At 73.6% G+C, this 15,659-nt stretch carries 13 protein-coding genes; 9 read left to right on the top strand and 4 right to left on the bottom strand.

Going from position 1 to position 15,659, the window contains the following annotated elements; genetic code table 11:
• Nucleotides 1–132 precede the first annotated feature (132 nt).
• Entirely contained in the window at nucleotides 133–1,671 is a 1,539-nt protein-coding gene (locus ABT084_RS36330; protein WP_502969282.1) for an alpha/beta hydrolase, read from the bottom strand.
• A gap of 228 nt (nucleotides 1,672–1,899) precedes the next feature.
• Between ABT084_RS36330 and ABT084_RS36325 the strand changes: the two genes are divergently transcribed.
• The 7 genes from ABT084_RS36325 to ABT084_RS36295 all read left to right on the top strand — a co-directional run bounded on the left by ABT084_RS36325 (nucleotide 1,900) and on the right by ABT084_RS36295 (nucleotide 10,457).
• Nucleotides 1,900–2,346, top strand: coding sequence for an SRPBCC family protein (locus ABT084_RS36325; protein ID WP_351053651.1), 447 nt, complete (start codon nucleotides 1,900–1,902; stop codon nucleotides 2,344–2,346).
• 217 nt (nucleotides 2,347–2,563) lie between these two features.
• Nucleotides 2,564–3,397: a M55 family metallopeptidase gene (locus tag ABT084_RS36320; RefSeq protein WP_351053657.1), complete on the top strand. Its 834-nt coding sequence runs from the start codon at nucleotides 2,564–2,566 to the stop codon at nucleotides 3,395–3,397.
• Between the two features lies 1 nt (nucleotide 3,398).
• Nucleotides 3,399–4,817, top strand: a complete 1,419-nt coding sequence (locus ABT084_RS36315) for a M20/M25/M40 family metallo-hydrolase (protein ID WP_351053648.1) — start codon at nucleotides 3,399–3,401, stop codon at nucleotides 4,815–4,817.
• Nucleotides 4,818–4,828: 11 nt separating this feature from the next.
• Nucleotides 4,829–6,820, top strand: coding sequence for a prolyl oligopeptidase family serine peptidase (locus tag ABT084_RS36310; RefSeq protein ID WP_351053646.1), 1,992 nt, complete (start codon nucleotides 4,829–4,831; stop codon nucleotides 6,818–6,820).
• A gap of 19 nt (nucleotides 6,821–6,839) precedes the next feature.
• The gene (locus tag ABT084_RS36305) at nucleotides 6,840–7,517 is read left to right on the top strand and encodes a GNAT family N-acetyltransferase (protein ID WP_351053645.1); all 678 of its coding nucleotides are present in this window, start codon (nucleotides 6,840–6,842) and stop codon (nucleotides 7,515–7,517) included.
• Between the two features lie 4 nt (nucleotides 7,518–7,521).
• On the top strand, nucleotides 7,522–8,421 hold the full coding sequence (locus tag ABT084_RS36300; protein ID WP_351053642.1) for an arginase family protein: 900 nt from the start codon (nucleotides 7,522–7,524) through the stop codon (nucleotides 8,419–8,421).
• A 65-nt stretch (nucleotides 8,422–8,486) separates the two neighbouring features.
• On the top strand, nucleotides 8,487–10,457 hold the full coding sequence (locus ABT084_RS36295) for a DUF5107 domain-containing protein (protein WP_351053640.1): 1,971 nt from the start codon (nucleotides 8,487–8,489) through the stop codon (nucleotides 10,455–10,457).
• A 135-nt stretch (nucleotides 10,458–10,592) separates the two neighbouring features.
• Here the strand turns inward: ABT084_RS36295 and ABT084_RS36290 are convergent, their stop codons facing one another.
• A complete protein-coding gene (locus ABT084_RS36290; RefSeq protein ID WP_351053637.1) occupies nucleotides 10,593–11,420 on the bottom strand; it encodes a class I SAM-dependent methyltransferase in 828 nt (275 codons plus the stop codon).
• Nucleotides 11,421–11,633: 213 nt separating this feature from the next.
• Between ABT084_RS36290 and ABT084_RS36285 the strand changes: the two genes are divergently transcribed.
• Nucleotides 11,634–12,218 carry a TIGR03086 family metal-binding protein gene (locus tag ABT084_RS36285; protein ID WP_351053635.1) on the top strand — a complete coding sequence of 195 codons (585 nt, stop codon included), beginning with the start codon at nucleotides 11,634–11,636 and terminating at the stop codon, nucleotides 12,216–12,218.
• Nucleotides 12,219–12,266: 48 nt separating this feature from the next.
• Nucleotides 12,267–13,487: an aminotransferase class I/II-fold pyridoxal phosphate-dependent enzyme gene (locus ABT084_RS36280; RefSeq protein WP_351053632.1), complete on the top strand. Its 1,221-nt coding sequence runs from the start codon at nucleotides 12,267–12,269 to the stop codon at nucleotides 13,485–13,487.
• 125 nt (nucleotides 13,488–13,612) lie between these two features.
• Here the strand turns inward: ABT084_RS36280 and ABT084_RS36275 are convergent, their stop codons facing one another.
• Entirely contained in the window at nucleotides 13,613–14,083 is a 471-nt protein-coding gene (locus ABT084_RS36275; RefSeq protein WP_351053630.1) for a DUF8243 domain-containing protein, read from the bottom strand.
• A gap of 276 nt (nucleotides 14,084–14,359) precedes the next feature.
• Nucleotides 14,360–15,004, bottom strand: a complete 645-nt coding sequence (locus ABT084_RS36270) for a hypothetical protein (RefSeq protein WP_351053627.1) — start codon at nucleotides 15,002–15,004, stop codon at nucleotides 14,360–14,362.
• Between the last annotated feature and the right edge of the window lie 655 nt (nucleotides 15,005–15,659).

Genomic DNA, 15,659 nt, shown 5'->3' with positions numbered 1-15,659 from the left:
AGTACGTCCAGTACACGGGCCTCCGGTCGGCGCACCGAGAGCACGCACCGGACACCCCTCCTTCCCCACGCACATCCGTCAGACACCCCCTAGGCCCGCCCCGTACGCCGGAGAACCTTCCGGCGTACGGCCCTAGCCGCGGAAGCCCAGCATGCCGTGCAGGGTCGAGCCGCCCGCGGTCGCCGGCACCGCGCGGGTCGCCGCGGCCGGCTTGGGGTCGGGGCGGGCCGCGCAGGTCGCGTCGGCCGCCTTGCCCGTCGTCAGGTACGCGGCCAGCTTCTCGTCGAGGCAGGCGTTGCCGCTGAGCGCGATGCCGTGGTTGCCGCCGCCCTCCTCGACGACCAGGGCCGAGTTCTTGAGCTTGTCGCGCATGCGCGCCCCGCCCTCGAACGGGGTCGCCGCGTCCAGGGTGGCCTGGAAGAGCAGGGCGGGCGGCAGGTCTGCGTTGGTGACGTCCGGCGCGGCCAGCGGCGCCGTCGGCCAGAACGCGCAGGGGGCGTTGTACCAGGCGTTGTTCCAGGTCATGAAGGGCGCTTCGGCGTGCGTGCGCCACATGTCGGCGCGCCAGGTGTTCCAGTCCTTCGGCCAGGCCGAGTCCCGGCACTGGACCGCCGTGTACACGCTGTAGCTGTTGCCCGCCGAGGGCTCCACCGCGCCGAACTTCTCGTAGGCGGCCACCAGGGGTTTCGTCTCACCGCGCGCCGCGTAGGAGGCGAAGGCCTCCGCGAGGTTCGGCCAGTAGCCGTTGTAGTAGCCGCCCGGCATGAAGGTGTCCTCCAGCTCGGCCGCGCCCACCTTGCCGCCCGCCGGGTCGACGCGCAGGGCCTCCCGCATCGCGTACCAGCGCTTCTCGACCACCGCCGGGTCGGTGCCCAGGTGGTACTGGGCGTCGTAGCGGGCGACCCAGGCCAGGAAGGCCTTGTGGCGGGCGTTGAAGGCGCGGTCCTGGGCGAGGTTGTCGCCGTACCAGACCCCGCCCGGGTCGACGATGGAGTCCAGCACCAGCCGGTGCACGCGCTCCGGGTGCTGCTTCGCGTAGACGGCGCCCAGGTACGTCCCGTACGAGTAGCCGAAGTAACTGATCCGCGGCGCGCCGAGCGCCACCCGCATGAGCTCGATGTCGCGGGCGGCCGACACGGTGTCGATGTACGGGAGGACGTCCGCGTGCCGGGACTGGCAGGACTCGGCGAACGACCGCACCCGCTCCAGGTTCGCCCGCTCGACGGCCGGGTCGAGGGGCACGGAGTCCGGGCGTACGGGCTTGAAGTGGTCCCCGCCGCAGTCCAGGACGGGCTCGCTCTTGCCGACGCCGCGCGGGTCGAAGCCGATGACGTCGTACTGCGCGGCCACCGCCTTGGGGAGCGCGGCGGCGACGTACCCGGCCAGGGCGCGCCCGCTGCCGCCGGGGCCGCCGGGGTTGACCAGCAGGGGCCCCTGGGAGGTCTTGCCGGTGTGCGGGACCCTGGTCAGGGCGAGGGAGATCCGGCGCCCCTCGGGATGCGCGTGGTCCAGCGGCACCGGGAGGGTGGCGCACTGGAGCGTCGGGTAACGCGCCGTCTTGCAGTCGGTCCAGCGCAGGGCCGGACCGGCCGGGGCGGCGGCCGTGACCGGACTCGCGAGGGCGGTGGCGACGGTGGCGACGGACAGCAGCACCGCGGCGCGCTTCGTCAAGGGGCGGATCATGGGGCCTCCCAGCCGAGGGTTCTGGGGGGAATCGTCCCGGAACCGGCGGGCCCAAGCCGGGATTGTGCGGCGTATTGGCCCGATCTGATGACGGTTCAGCGGCGCCCCCGGCCGCAGATGGAGTACCGGGGCGGCGGCGGAGCCGGATTTGGGCGGTCGACGAGGAGGTGATTGGCTTGCGGGGGACGAGTGAACACAACTGCTGGAGGAACAGCTATGGCGCAGGTCGAGGCCACCACGGAGCGGGTCATCGCGGCTGACGCGGAGACCGTGTTCGACGCGCTGGCGGACTACAGCGGCACCCGGGGCAAGCTGCTCCCCGAGCACTTCAGCGAGTACGAGGTGCGCGAGGGCGGCGACGGCGAGGGCACCCTGGTCCACTGGAAGCTCCAGGCCACCAGCAAGCGCGTGCGCGACTGCCTGCTGGAGGTCACCGAGCCCACGGACGGGCAGCTCGTGGAGAAGGACCGCAACTCCTCCATGGTCACCACCTGGACCGTGACCCCGGCGGGCGCGGGCAAGTCCAGGGCCGTGGTCAGCACCGTGTGGAACGGCGCGGGCGGCATCGGCGGCTTCTTCGAGCGCACCTTCGCGCCCAAGGGCCTGGGCCGGATCTACGACAGCGTGCTGGAGAACCTGGCCACCGAGGTCGAGAAGGGCTAGCCCCGGCCGGCCCCTTTCGCCGGCCCCCTCGCCGGCCCTTCCCCTCCCGCGGACCGGTGGGCGCGCTCCGGGCGGCTCACCGGTTCGAGTGGACTTCCCGGCGCGCGGGCGACCGCGGCCCGCGGGCCCGGCGACCGGCGCGCCGTACCCTGGGCGCCGGCGGGGGCCCTGGATAGGCTGTGGCACCTGTGTCGTGACCGACCGTCCGGGGGCCCTGATGAAGATCCTCGTCTCCGCGGACATGGAAGGCGCCACCGGCGTCACCTGGCCCGCGGACGTCCTGCCCGGCACGCCCCAGTGGGAACGCTGCCGCGCGCTGTTCACCTCCGACGTGAACGCGGCGGCCCTCGGCTTCTTCGACGGCGGCGCCGACGAGGTGCTCGTCAACGAAGCCCACTGGACCATGCGCAACCTGCTGCTGGAGCGGCTCGACGAGCGCGTCCAGATGCTCACCGGCCGCCACAAGGCCCTCTCCATGGTCGAAGGGGTCCAGCACGGCGACGTCGACGGGATCGCCTTCGTCGGCTACCACACCGGAGCGGGTGAAGAGGGCGTCCTCGCCCACACCTACCTCGCCAACTCCATCACCGGCGTCTGGGTGAACGGCGTCCGCGCGAGCGAGGGACGCCTGAACTCCCTCGTGGTCGCCGAATACGGCGTCCCCGTCGTCCTGGTCACCGGCGACGACCTCACCTGCCGCGACGCCGCCGGGTACGCCCCGCACGCCCGGACCGTCGCCGTGAAGGACCACGTCTCGCGCTACGCCGCGGTGTGCCGCACCCCCGCCCGGACCGCCGCCGACATCCGCACGGCCGCCAAGGCCGCCACCGCGCTCGCCGTGCGCCACGAGCCGGTGGCCCGCGGCCCCTTCACGGTCGAGGTGGAGTTCGACGCCGAGCACCTGGCGATGTCGGCGACCGTCGTGCCGGGGGTCGAGCGGACCGGTGAGCGCAGGATCGCCTACACCAGCGGGGCGATGTACGAGGGGATCCGGACCTTCAAGACGGTCACGACGATCGTCTCCGCGGCGGTGGAGGAGCAGTATGGGTGACATGGAACAGGTTCTCGACGGGACGGACACGGTGGACGTGGCAGGTGTGGGGAACGCGGCGCCCGCGAGGGATACGGGGCGCGCCGGGGACGCGGCGGGACCGGCCGTCGACGCGCTCGCGCTCGACGAGGTCGTCGAATTCACCTCCGGTCTGATCCGCATCGACACGACCAACCGGGGCGGCGGCGACTGCCGGGAGCGCCCCGCCGCCGAATACGCCGCCGAACGCCTCGCCGCCGCCGGGCTGGAGCCCGTCCTGCTGGAGCGCACCCCGGGCCGCACCAACGTGGTCGCCCGGATCGCGGGCACCGATCCCACGGCCGAGGCGCTGCTCGTCCACGGCCACCTGGACGTGGTGCCCGCCGAGGCGGCCGAATGGAGCGTGGACCCCTTCTCGGGCGAGGTCCGCGACGGGGTCGTCTGGGGCCGCGGGGCCGTCGACATGAAGAACATGGACGCGATGATCCTGTCCGTCGTCCGGGCCTGGGCCCGCGCGGGGGTCAGGCCGCGGCGCGACATCGTGATCGCGTTCACCGCCGACGAGGAGGACAGTGCCGTCGACGGCTCCGACTTCCTCGCCGGAGAGCACGCCCACCTCTTCGAGGGCTGTACGGAAGGGCTCAGTGAATCCGGGGCCTTCACCGTGCACACCGGACCCGGCAGCGCCATCTATCCCATCGCGGCCGGTGAACGCGGCACCGCCTGGCTGAAGCTGACGGCGCGCGGCACCGCGGGGCACGGCTCGAAGCCCAACCGGGCCAATGCCGTCACCCGGCTCGCCGCCGCCGTCGCCCGGATCGGCGAGTACGCGTGGCCGGTGCGCATCACCGACACCGTCGCCGCCTGCCTCACCGAACTCGCCGCGCTCCAGGGCCTGTCCATCGACCCGAGGGCCCCCGGATTCGACCTCGACACCGTACTGGCGCGGCTCGGACCCGCCGCCCTGCTGGTCGAGGGAACCGTGCGCAACAGCGCCAACCCCAGCATGCTCAGCGCCGGTTACAAGCTGAACGTCATCCCCGGCCAGGCCACCGCCTACATCGACGGCCGGACGCTGCCCGGCGGCGAGCCGGAGTTCCGCGCCACCCTCGACGCGCTCACCGGACCCGACGTGGACTGGGAGTTCCACCACCGCGAGACGGCCCTCGAAGCGCCGGTCCACGGACGGACGTTCGGAATCCTGCGCGAGGCCGTCGAGCACTTCGACCCCGAGGGCCACGTGGTGCCCTTCTGCATGGCGGGCGGCACCGACGCCAAGCAGTTCTCCCGCCTCGGCATCACCGGCTACGGCTACTCCCCGCTCAAGCTGCCCCCCGGCTTCGACTACTGGTCCCTCTTCCACGGAGTGGACGAACGGGTCCCCGTCGACGCCCTGCACTTCGGGGTCCGGGTCCTCGACCGCGCGCTGCGGACCTTGTGATGGTCCCCGCCGTGCCGACCGCGCCCTACGGCACCTGGCCCTCGCCCATCGACGCGGCGCTCGCCGCCTCCCACGACGGGCGGCCCGAGTACGTCGGCACGGTCGGCCCCGAGGTGTGGTGGACGGAGCCGCGCCCCGGGGAGGGCGGCCGCCGCACCCTGGTCCGCCGGCCCGCCGACGGCGGCCCCGCGACCTCGGTGCTGCCCGCGCCGTGGAACGTGCGCAGCCGCTTCACCGAATACGGCGGGATGCCCTGGGCCGGCATCGAACAGGCCGACGGATCCGGCCCGTTGGTGGTCTTCACGCACTTCGACGACCAGCGGCTCTACGCGTACGCACCGGACGCCCCCGGCGCCCGGCCCCGCCCGCTCACCCCCCTCGGCCGGGCGGGCGCCGGGCTGCGCTGGGTGGACCCGGTGCTGCGCGGGGGCGCCGCGTGGTGCGTCATGGAGGAGTTCACCGGGCCCGCCCCGACCGATGTGCGCCGGGTCCTGGCGGCCGTACCGCTGGACGGATCCGCCGCCGACGACCGGTCGGCGGTGCGCGAACTCACCGATGACCGGCACCGGTTCAGCACCGGACCCCGGCTCTCGCCGGACGGGCTGCGGGCGGCCTGGCTGGTCTGGGACCACCCGCGGATGCCGTGGGACGGGACCGAGCTGCTCCTGGCCGAGGTGAGCGGTGACGGCGGCCTCACCGGGATCCGTACCGTGCTCGGTGGCCCGGACGAAGCCGTCGCCCAGGCCGCGTGGGCCGCCGACGGAAGCCTCCTGGCGGTCAGCGACCGGGGCGGCTGGTGGAACCCGTACCGGGTCGGCCTCACCGGCGGGGAGCCCGTCAACCTCTGCCCGCGCGAGGAGGAGTTCGGCGGCCCGCTCTGGAAGCCGGGCCTGAGCTGGCTGGCGCCGCTGGCCGAGGGCCCCGTGGCCGTCCTCCACGGCCAGGGCTCCTCGGTGCTCGCCGTCCTCGACCCGGAGACCGGCGACCTGGTGGACGCGGCCGGCCCCTGGACCGCCTGGCAGCCGACCCTGGCCGCGCACGACACCCGCGTCTACGGCGTCGCGGCCAGCCCCCGCAGTCCGTACGAGGTGGTCGAGCTGGACACCGCGAGCGGCCACGCCCGGCCCGTGGGCAGCGGGGGCGGCCGCCGCGGGCCCGGCCCGGTGGACCCGGCGTACTACCCCGAACCGCTGAGCCGGACCTTCCTAGGCCCCGACGACCGCGAGATCCACGCGCACGTCTACCCGCCGCACCACCCCACCCTGCGCGCCGCCGCCGACGAACTCCCGCCGTACGTGGTGTGGGCGCACGGCGGGCCCACCGACCACGTGCCGCCCGTACTCGACCTGCACATCGCCTACTTCACCTCCCGCGGCATCGGGGTGGCCGAGGTCAACTACGGCGGGTCCACCGGCTACGGCCGGGCCTACCGCGAGCGGCTGCGCGAGCAGTGGGGCGTGGTCGACGTGGAGGACTGCGCCGCGGTGGCCCGCGCGCTGGCCGCCGAGGGCACCGCCGACCCGGCCCGCCTCGCCATCCGCGGCGGCAGCGCGGGCGGCTGGACCGCGGCGGCCTCGCTGGCCGCGACCGACCTGTACGCCTGCGGCACGGTCAGCTATCCGGTGCTCGACCTCATCGGCTTCGCCGCCGAGACCCACGACCTGGAATCCCGGTACATCGACGGCCTCGCCGGGCCGCCCGAAACCCTGGCCGTCCGCTGCCGCGAGCTCTCGCCGCTGGCCCGCGCGGACGGGATCACCGCGCCGTTCGTCCTGCTCCAGGGCCTGGACGACGCGGTGTGCCCGCCCTCCCAGGCGGAACGCTTCCTGGCCGCCATGCGGGGCCGCTCGGTGCCCCACGCCTACCTCGCCTTCGAGGGCGAGGGCCACGGCTTCCGCCGGGCGGACACCATCGTCCGCGCCCTGGAGGCCGAACTCTCCCTGTACGCCCAGACCTTCGGGTTCGAGCGCCCGGACATCCCCCGGCTCGAGCTGCGGGCCTGAGACGGCCTAGCGTGGACGGATGCCCGACACCCCGCACGTCCCGCATGCCCCCTACGTCGCGCACGTCCCCTACGTCCCGCACGTCCCCTACGTCGCCGAAGGGCCCCGGGTGGGGCTGCGGCGCATCCGGGCCGCCGACGGGCCCGAGTTCACCCGGCGCGTGCGCGAGAGCCGCGACCTGCACCGGCCGTGGCTGTTCCCGCCGGACACGCCCGAGGAGTACGCGGCCTTCGCGGCCCGGCTGAGCGGCGACGACGGCACCCGCGCCGGGTTCCTGGTGTGCGAGCGCGACGGCGGAGCGATCGCCGGGTTCGTCAACGTGAACAACATCGTGCACGGGGCGTTCCGGTGCGGGGCCATCGGCTACGGGGTCTTCGCGCACGCCGCCGGACGGGGGCTGCTCACCGAGGCGCTGGGACTGCTGCTCGGCCACGCCCTGACGGATCCGCCGCCGGGCGCCCCCGCACCGGGCGCCGCCGGACCGCCCGGGTCCGGGCCCGGGCTCGGGCTGCACCGGCTGGAGGCGAACATCCAGCCCGGGAACACCGCGTCGATCGCCCTCGTCCGCCGCCTCGGATTCCGCCGAGAAGGCCTCTCACCCGCCTTCCTCCACGTCGACGGGGCGTGGCGCGACCACGAACGCTGGGCCATCACCGCGGAGATGCTCGACCCGGCGGCCCGGCATCACGCAGGATGAGGAGATGCGAACGATCGTGCTCCTCGACGCCCCGTCCAATCTCGGTCTCCGCCCGCCCGCCCCCGGTGCCGTCCCCGGGGTCTACAAGCTCGCCGGGGCACTGCGCGAACAGGGCCTGCTGGCCCGGCTCGGCGCGCGCGAGGGCGGGGTCCTCGTACCGCCGCGCTACGACCGCGGCGACTGGCGCGAGGGCGACGGGGTCTTCCACGCCCCCGCCCTCGCCGCGTACACCGTGGCCCTCGCCGACCGGATCGAGAAGCACCTGCGGGACGGGGAGTTCCCGGTCGTCCTGGGCGGGGACTGCTCGATCCAGCTCGGCGCCTGCCTCGCCATGCGCCGGCTCGGACGGTACGGGCTGGCCGCCATCGACGGCTCCGCCGACTTCCGCCACCCCGGGAACGCGGCCGTGAACGGCCCCGTCGGAGCCGCTGCCGGCGAGGAGCTGGCGCTGGCCACCGGGCGCGGGCAGGCCGACCTGGCCGACATCGAGGGCCGCTCGCCCTACCTGCGGGACGAGGACGTACGGCTCTTCGGGCTGCGGGACGGGGACGCGGACCTGCCCGAGCTGGCCGCCGCCGGGATCATGGCCGTCACCGTCGGGCAGCTCCGGGAAGCCGGGGCCGGACCGGTGGCCCGGGTGGCGCTGGAAGGGCTGCGCCCGCCGGTCACCGCCGGGTTCTGGGTGCACCTGGACGCCGACGCCCTGGACCCGGGCGTGATGCCCGCCGTGGACAGTCCCGAACCGGGCGGACTGCTCCCCGACGAACTGGGCGAGCTGCTCGCCGTCCTCGTGAAGTCCCCGCGCTGCGTCGGGCTGAACGTCACCGTCTACGACCCCGACCTCGACCCGGACTCCAGTGCGGGGGCGCTCCTCGCGGACCTGGTGGCCGGGGCCTTTGCGTAATCCTGACCGGGTGTGATCCGCCGTATGGCTGTGCTTCGGCCGCCGTGGCGTGTTCCATTTCCCTCATGGCCACGATCGTCCGACGCTCCGTACTGACGCTGCCCGCAGCCCCGTTGGGGCCCGAGAACCCCCTGCCCGTCCTGGGCGGGCCCACCGAGATCCACGCGCTCGACGAGCGCTCCCAGGGCGGGCTGCCCCGCGAGATGGTCCGGCAGATCGGCTACGGACCGCTCAGATCGCTGCTGCCGGTGCGGATGCTCGACGGCTACCAACGGGAGTGCGCCGAGCGCGAGTTCGAGAGCATCGTGCTGGAGAACGAGCACCTGCGGGTGACCGTGCTGCCCTCGCTCGGCGGCCGCGTCCACTCGATCGTCCACCTGTCGACCGGTCGCGAACTGCTCTACCGCAACCCGGTGTTCCAGCCTGCCGCCTTCGCGCTCAACGGCGCCTGGTTCTCCGGCGGCATCGAGTGGAACATCGGCGCCACCGGGCACACCACGCTGTCCTGCGCCCCGCTGCACGCCGCGCTGGTTCCCGCGCCCGACGGCACCACGATGGTCCGGATGTGGGAGTGGGAGCGGCTGCGCGACCTGCCGTTCCAGGTGGACCTGTGGCTGCCCGAGGACTCGGAGTTCCTCTACGTCGGCGTCCGCGTGCGCAATCCGCACGAGCGGGCCGCGCCCGTGTACTGGTGGTCCAACACCGCCGTCCCGGAGGACGAGGGCACCCGGGTGCTCGCCCCGGCCGACGAGGCCTGGCACTTCGGGTACGAGCGCGCGCTGCGCCGGATCCCGGTGCCGGAGTGGGAGGGCGCGGACCGCACGTACCCGCTGCGCGGCGAGTACCCCGCCGACTATTTCTACGAGGTGCCGGACGGGCACCGCCCCTGGATCGCCTCGCTGGACGCCGAGGGGTACGGGCTGGCGCAGACCTCCACGGCGCGGCTGCGCGGGCGCAAGCTCTTCGTGTGGGGCGCGGGGCGCGGCGGACGGCGCTGGCAGGAGTGGCTGACCGAGCCCGGCACTCCGGGCTACGCGGAGATCCAGGCCGGGCTCGCCCGGACCCAGCTGGAGCACGTACGGCTGGAGGGCGGGGCTGAGTTCAGCTGGCTGGAGGCGTACGGGCCGCTGGCCGCGGAGGCCGGGGCGGTGCACGGCGGCGACTGGACGGCGGCCCGGGGTGAGGCCGGGCGGGCGCTGGAGGCGGCGCTGCCCCGGGAGAGGGTGGACACGGCGTACGCGGCGTGGCTGCCGTACGCCGACCACGAACCGGGAGAGCGGCTGGCCGCCGGGTCGGGCTGGGGCGCGCTCGAGGTGCTGTGCGGCGGGCACAAGCTGCCGGGCACCCCCTTCGTCGAAGCGGACCTGGGGGAGGCCCAGGAGCCCTGGCTGGAGCTGTGGCGCACGGGGGTGTTCCCGAGCCCGCGCCGGGTGACCCCGCCCGGGCCGAGCCTGGTCGCCGCGCACTGGCGGGACATGCTGGAGACGGCCCCGGCGGACCCGCTGACCGAATACCACCTCGGCGTCGCCCAGTGGCACGCGGGCGATGTGGCCCAGGCGGTGCGCAGCTGGGAGCGGGGCCTGGCGCTGGCGCCCTCGCGGTGGCCGCTGCTGCGCTGCATGGCGGTCGCGGACCGGCTGGCGGGCGATCGGGAGCGGGCGGCCGACCGGTACGCGGAGGCCTTCGCGGACCTGGCCGAGGAGAGCCGGGGCGGGGCGGCCTGGACGGCCGCCGAGTCGGCGCTGGGCCGGGAGGCGATGACCGCGCTGCTGGCGGCGGGGCGCCCGGCCCGGGCCCGCGCGGTGTGGGAGCGGCTGCGCCCCGCCCTGCGCGAACAGGGCCGCTTCCTGCTGCTGGCCGCCCGGATGCTGGCGGCGGAGGGGCATGTGGGCGCGGCGCTGCGGGTGTTCGAGGAGGGCTTCGAGGTGGCGGACCTCCGCGAGGGGGACGAGGAGCTGGGCGAGGTGTGGTCGGCGCTGACCGACCGCCCGCTGCCCCAGCGCTACGACTTCCGGATGCGTCCGCCCCGGGACTGAGGCCACGGGCCGGAGCGGCGCGGGCCGCGGCTGCCGGGGTCGCCAGGGCCGCCGGGGTCGCCGGGGCCGCGGGAGCAGCCGGGGTCACCGGGGCGGCGCGGGCCGCCCCGGCGCGGGGTCAGGCGCGGCGCCGGGTCAGGCGCGGCACAGGATCTCGCCGTTCAGGACCGAGAACCAGGCGTCGGGCTCCCGGCCCCAGGCGCGCCAGGCCGCGGCGATCTCCACCAGCGCGGCGGCGGTGGTGTGCGCGCCGCCCACGGCGATGCCCGCGTACGAGGACGCCGTGGTGCGGTCGGCCCACAGCTCGCTCCACCAGGTCACCTCGTCCGGCGTCGCGTAACACCATGCGCTCGCCGTCGCCGTGATGTCGGTGAACCCCGCCGCCTTCGCCCAGGACAGCAGCCGCCGCCCGGCGTCCGGCTCGCCCCCGTTGCCGCGGGCCACCCGCCGGTACACGCCCTGCCAGTCGTCCAGGCCGGGCACCTCGGGGAACCAGGTCATCGCCGCGTAGTCGGCGTCGCGCGCGGCGACGATCCCGCCGGGGCGGCACACGCGGCGCATTTCGCGCAGTGCCCGCACCGGGTCGCCCACGTGCTGCAGCACCTGGTGGGCGTGGACGACGTCGAAGGAGTCGTCGGGGAAGTCCAGCGCGTGCACATCGGCCACGCCGAACTCGATGCCTTCCAGGCCGCGTTCCCCGGCGTACGCCCGGGCCTGCGCGAGGACGTCCTCGGCGGCGTCCACGGCGGTGACCCGGCCCGGGGCGACCAGCTCGGCCAGGTCGGCGGTGATCGTGCCCGGTCCGCAGCCCACGTCCAGGACGCTCATGCCCGGGCGCAGTGAGCCGGTCAGGTACGCGGCGGAGTTCGCCGCGGTGCGCCAGCGGTGCGAGCGCAGCACCGACTCGTGGTGACCGTGGGTGTAGACGGCGCTCTCGCGGATGGTCTCGGGCGCGCTCTCCATGGCGTGACTCCTCGTCGTCGAAGCGATGTCACCACGGTAGAGGATCATGTCGAGATATGAGATATGCGTTTTGATATGTGGACACCAGCCTTGCGGGGAGCGGGGATTGGGTGGTCCGGTAGCGGGGGAATCGAGTGGCGAGGACAGTGGTCTCGCAGGGGGCGCGGCCCCCGCCGGGAGGGTGCGTGAGGACGCGAGAGGACGGTGGGACCCGTGGGAGAACATCGGCCGGACACGCTGCTGGACCAGCATGCGAAGGCGCTGCGGCTCTTCGGTACGTACGTGCGCGCCATCGCGGACGGCCAGTGGGACGCGCCGACCCCCTGCACGGAGTGGACCGTGCGGGAGCTGGTCAACCACGTCACCGGGGAGCAGCTCTGGATCCCGCCCCTGCTGACCGAGGGGCGGACCGTCGAGGACATCGGCGACGCGTTCTCCGGCGACGTGCTGGGCGAGGACCCGAACGCCTCCTGGGACCGGGCCGCGGCCGCCGCCCACGCGGCCTTCGCCGCGCCGGGTGCGCTGGAGCGGACCGTGCTGCTCTCCTACGGACCGGCGAGCGGATCGGCGTACTGCTCCGAGCTCACCGCCGACTGCGTCGTGCACGCCTGGGACCTCGCCCGGGGCATCGGGGCCGACGAGCGGCTCCCGGACGGCCTCGTCGAGTTCTCGATCAAGGAAGTCATGCCCTACGCCGACGGGCTCGCGGCGAGCGGTGCGTACGCCGCCGCGCTGGACGTGCCGCCGGGCGCCGATGCCCAGACGCGGCTGCTGGCGCTGGTCGGGCGCGCGGCGTGACGGGATGAACATCGGTAGCGGACGGAAGCGGTGGTGCGGGCGGTGGCGGTGACGCGGCGCACGACGGCGGAGGGGCGTGGCCCGGTCCGCTACGGGCCCCCGGCCCCGGAACCGGGCCTGCCCGTCCTGCCCGAGCTCGCCGCCGTCCTCGCCGACGCCGCGGGCCGCGCCGGACCCGAGCCCGCGGGCGGCGGCGCACCCGTGCGCGAGGCCGCCTGCCGTCACTGGGCGCGGCGCGGGCTGCCCGCCGAGCCCGACGCCGTCGCCGCCGGGCCGGGCGCGCCCGCGCTGCTGCTGGCCCTGCTCGGCGCGTACGGCGGGGACGTGCTGCTGCCCCGGCCCTGTCCCGCCTGGTGGACCCCACAGGTCCGGCTGCTGGGACGGCGCGCCTACCACGTGCCCACGCCCGCCGAATGCGGTGGCGTGCCCGACCCCTACGCCCTGCTGGAGACCGTGCGCCGGGTGCGCGCCGAGGGCGGTGACCCCCGGGTGCTGCTCCTGTCGGTGGCCGACGACCCCACCGCGACCGTGGCGCCGCCGGAGGTCCTGCGCGAGGCGTGCGAGGCGGCCGAGTCCGCCGGACTCTTCGTGGTCAGCGACGAGACCTGGCGCGACACCGTGCACCGGCCGCACGAGGACGCCGTCCTCAGCCCCGCCGAGATGCTGCCCGAGCAGGCCGCCGTCCTGCTCGACCTCTCCGGCGCGCTGCTGCCCGGCGGCTGGCCCGCGGCCGTCGTGCGCTTCCCCGGCACCGCGCGCGGCACCTGGCTGCGCGCCCGTACGCTCGACGTCCTCACCGCCACCGGCGCGCTCCTCGCGGCCCCCGTCGCCGCGGCCGCCGCGCACGCTCTGGACGAACCCGCGGCCGTCGTCGCCCGCGGCCGCGCCGCCGCCGCACTGCACGCGGCGGTCGCCGGGGCCGCGCACCGCGAGCTGCTGGCCGTCGGAGCGCTGGCCCGGCCTCCGCGCGCCGGGCGCCACCTCTACGCGGACCTGACCCCGCTGCGTGCCGGCCTCGCCCGGTACGGAGTCGGTGACGCCATGGAACTCGAGGACCACCTGGGCCCCCGGCTCGGCGCCCCCGCGCCCGGGGGCCAGCGCTTCGCCGACGAACTGGGCGCGCTGCGCTTCCGGTTGTCGACCGGCCCGCTGCTGGGCGCCACCCCCGAGGACCGGCTGGCCGCCCTGCGGGCGCCCGACCCCCTCGAACTCCCTTACGTACGGCAGGCGCTGGACCGGCTCGGGGCAGTGCTCGCCGACCTGGCCTGACCTAGGCGCCCGCCCCGACCTCAGCGCCCGCCCCGACCGCCTGGCTGACATCGACCACCTGGTCGTCCATCAGGGGCTGCTTACCCACCGTGACGAGCTCCGCGCGAACCGGGCGGAAGACTCCCTCAGGCGTACGCGTACGAGCCTGACGAGTACTCGGAGTACGAGCCGTTCATCTTCACGTCGCGGGGAACGTCACTGCCGCATTGCGCGCAGTTCACCGGACGGCCGCCGTCGCGACCGCGGATGGTGAGCCAGGCCCCGTTCCTGCCGGTCAGCACGTCCCGCAGGCCGTCCTTGGAGTGTCTGCCGAGGTCGACCGCCGATTTGGCGAAATCGAGGAAAGTGACGCGGCGCCCGCAGTAGGAGCACTGGGTGTCGAACACCTTGAGCGTCCCCTTGAGCGAGCTCGCGGGGGTACCGAGGTAGTCGGCCAGCTCCTGTGTCTCCGCTTCGTCCATCACCCGCATGTGAGGCAGCTCGGTGAGCGGAAGGGCGTCGATCACACCCTCCGCCACGCGATAGGTGCTCGTCGTCGCCGGCCTGTTCTTGAGGTGATCCAAAACCTCGTCGAGCGTCAGCTGTGTCTGCTTCACCTCGGGCACCTTTCCGTACGGCCTCGTGACATGGCGTGTTTGCCAGGCTGGCACCCCTCGGGTGGCCCCACCACTCGACTACCCCGACCGGTCCCGGCCGAATGGCTCAGCGTGCCGACCGAGTTCGGCAATGGCTCGGTGGACGATCCAGGGCCGACCGTCGGCGGCGGTGAACTCGTCCGCGGGCAGCTTGCTCACCTGCTGCCCCTCCGCACTCCGATGGTCCGGCAGCACCCGCATTTGGGTCGCTTCGTCGGGCGGCAGCCTGCCTCGAGGTCAGTAATCAGGGGGCAGCGTCCCCCAATTCCTGACCGACGAACCTGTGTAGCCGAATGAGGTCGCATTGAACGAGCAGCGGAAATTGATGAAGTGGGTGATGCCGTGGAACCATGGATCACTCGACACGGAGTACGGGTAGGCGCACGCGTCGACGGATCGAATGGCGTTGTCCCAATTGAGATGCTGGTACGAAAAGCCGCGCTGGATCCGGGACAGGTCTGGGCACATGGCTTCCGGATCCAGCCTCAACTTGGATCCCTCAAGATTCTGGTTGTCGTAGCAGTCGAGAACCAGCCGCACTGGATCACCATCCGCGATGCAGCCGAGGGCGTGCCCTCTGAGCAACTTGCGCAGCTCGCCATCTTCCGTCACTTCTCGGGCTTTCCTCAGCATTTCTTTGGCGTCGACAAAGGCAGCCAATGCGAGAGTCGATCTGTGCACCATTGGCGTCACGTACAGGTCTCCTGGGTATTCCAAGTTCATCCGTTCAATGTCGTCAACGCGCTCCCCCTCGAGAATGACTGGCAGGGCCGGGATGAATGGACTGCGTCGCTTGAGCGATTCACCGCGCCGAACCCATCTTTCCTGGAATTCCTCCGACAGCACCGGAGTGCTCTGGGAATTAGGGCTAAGAGACGTCATGGCGGCCTCCGGTGGGAGGAGTAGGAAATGGCGCGTCTGAAGTAGTGCTCCGCTCGTGCCGCGAGTGCCTTCACGCGCCCCGAGCAGCGCGCAATACCGCGGCCATGAGGTTCGGTCAGACCGCAATGGCTGAGTAGAAGGAGTCCAGCTCCCTGTCAGCGAAGCGGAGGGGGAGCTGCCGACAACCAGCCCACCCACCTGAAGGCGACCCCGACCCACATCAGCCCAGTGGGCGATGGCCCTTGGGGCCACGCTTCGCCGACCGCCGGTGCGAACCAGGAGGCCGGGTATCGAAGGCGATCAATCGGTGTGCATCCGCACGGTTGCCGAAGTGGCCAACATCTTCCGCTCACCTTTCAGTTCACACCTGGCTGGCCGTGATCGCATCCTCGGCCGCGGCCATCGGCCTTCGGCAGAGGTTGGGCGAGCAACCGCTCAGGCTCATTCGGTGCTTCCTCGATCCAGTGGTCACTGTGTACACGCAAACGAGCGGCAACTCTTCGGGGCGTGTTGAAAGCAGCGCCGGGCGCCGCGACGCCGCGGACATCCGTCAGACACCCCCTAGTAGTGCTTTGTTAGCTGCTCTTGTCACGGCGTGTGTCTGGTAGTTCGCTGGTTGTATGAGGGCTGGGGAGCTTGCTGCGGTTCGGGTCCG

The sequence above is a fragment of the Streptomyces sp. NPDC002138 genome (genome assembly GCF_040296485.1).
Lineage (GTDB): Bacteria > Actinomycetota > Actinomycetes > Streptomycetales > Streptomycetaceae > Streptomyces.
The sequence above is the reverse complement of the archived record's forward strand: the minus strand, read 5'-3'. Positions and strand labels throughout refer to the sequence as shown.

Bases quoted from the DNA above. Each gene is read 5' to 3' on its own strand.
- ABT084_RS36325 (WP_351053651.1), top strand. From the start codon at position 1,900: ATGGCGCAGGTCGAGGCCACCACGGAGCGGGTCATCGCGGCTGACGCG.
- ABT084_RS36305 (WP_351053645.1), top strand. From the start codon at position 6,840: ATGCCCGACACCCCGCACGTCCCGCATGCCCCCTACGTCGCGCACGTC.
- ABT084_RS36295 (WP_351053640.1), top strand. From the start codon at position 8,487: ATGGCCACGATCGTCCGACGCTCCGTACTGACGCTGCCCGCAGCCCCG.
- ABT084_RS36320 (WP_351053657.1), top strand. From the start codon at position 2,564: ATGAAGATCCTCGTCTCCGCGGACATGGAAGGCGCCACCGGCGTCACC.
- ABT084_RS36290 (WP_351053637.1), bottom strand. From the start codon at position 11,420: ATGGAGAGCGCGCCCGAGACCATCCGCGAGAGCGCCGTCTACACCCAC.
- ABT084_RS36300 (WP_351053642.1), top strand. From the start codon at position 7,522: ATGCGAACGATCGTGCTCCTCGACGCCCCGTCCAATCTCGGTCTCCGC.
- ABT084_RS36315 (WP_351053648.1), top strand. From the start codon at position 3,399: ATGGAACAGGTTCTCGACGGGACGGACACGGTGGACGTGGCAGGTGTG.
- ABT084_RS36270 (WP_351053627.1), bottom strand. From the start codon at position 15,004: ATGACGTCTCTTAGCCCTAATTCCCAGAGCACTCCGGTGCTGTCGGAG.